Source organism: Pseudomonas sp. EA_65y_Pfl1_P113 (assembly GCF_963970525.1).
Taxonomy (GTDB): Bacteria; Pseudomonadota; Gammaproteobacteria; order Pseudomonadales; family Pseudomonadaceae; genus Aquipseudomonas; species Aquipseudomonas tritici.
Window position 1 is genome coordinate 1 of sequence record NZ_CAXAQM010000154.1, and the last position, 728, is coordinate 728.

Annotated in this window: 2 protein-coding genes and 1 pseudogene; all 3 read right to left on the minus strand. The window is 62.1% G+C overall.

The features are described 5' to 3' along the window. Positions 1–181: hypothetical protein (locus tag AACY52_RS28830; RefSeq protein WP_339561146.1), on the minus strand; the 181-nt coding region annotated here is incomplete at its 3' end. Positions 182–220: 39 nt separating this feature from the next. Continuing rightward, positions 221–418: a hypothetical protein gene (locus AACY52_RS28835; RefSeq protein ID WP_339561147.1), complete on the minus strand. Its 198-nt coding sequence runs from the start codon at positions 416–418 to the stop codon at positions 221–223. Between the two features lie 68 nt (positions 419–486). Beyond that, a pseudogene (locus AACY52_RS28840) lies at positions 487–728 on the minus strand (GGDEF domain-containing protein); the annotation flags it as partial.

Below are 728 nucleotides of genomic sequence, written 5' to 3' on the forward strand. Positions count from 1 at the left end.
TCGCTCCGTCCAGCGTCTCGGCATAACTGAAGTGCCGGCCCAGGAAATCGATCAACGGAGCCTTGCCTGCCGCATGCGCGGAGCGCTCGAACAATTCCACCATCGACAGCGCAGGAAAGGCGCTCTCCCAAGGGGTTGGATGACGGTAGGATTGGCGCCAGACGGCTTCAGCGGAGATCATTGACAGGGGTGTAAGCAGCCTTCCCGCGCGCCGCAAGCGTCAGGAGATATGAGCTCCCGTCCAGGTGACGAGTACCGATATGGCAACCAGCCCGAGGTCCAGCGCCGCCTTTACCTGATGTGGCGCACGATCCGTAGCGTCATGCGTCAAAATCTGAATGTCGGCGCTCGGGTGGCGCACGACCGCGATCAGCGCGAGGGCTGCGACGATTCCGATCGTGATGCGGCGATTGCGCATGGCCAGCCCCTTTGCATCCCGATTCTATCGGTAATTCCGATTCGGAGCAAGAAAGTCCACCAATCGTGTCAGGCTGCCCAGCGATCGGGCAAATGGCGACCGCGTACGCGGTCTCGTCCTGCAGACTTTGCTTCGAACAACGCACGATCGGCACACGCGTACAGCGCCTTCCAGTCGACTTCGCGCAACAGCGGGCCCGTGCAAGTGCCAATGCTCGCCGTCACGGTCACATCGTACGGCATGCGCCCGGCGCGCGGTTTCTCCAGGATGGCGCGCGGTTCGATCAGAATATCGGCGGGGGCAACGATTG

Bases quoted from the DNA above. Each gene is read 5' to 3' on its own strand.
- AACY52_RS28835 (WP_339561147.1), bottom strand. From the start codon at position 418: ATGCGCAATCGCCGCATCACGATCGGAATCGTCGCAGCCCTCGCGCTG.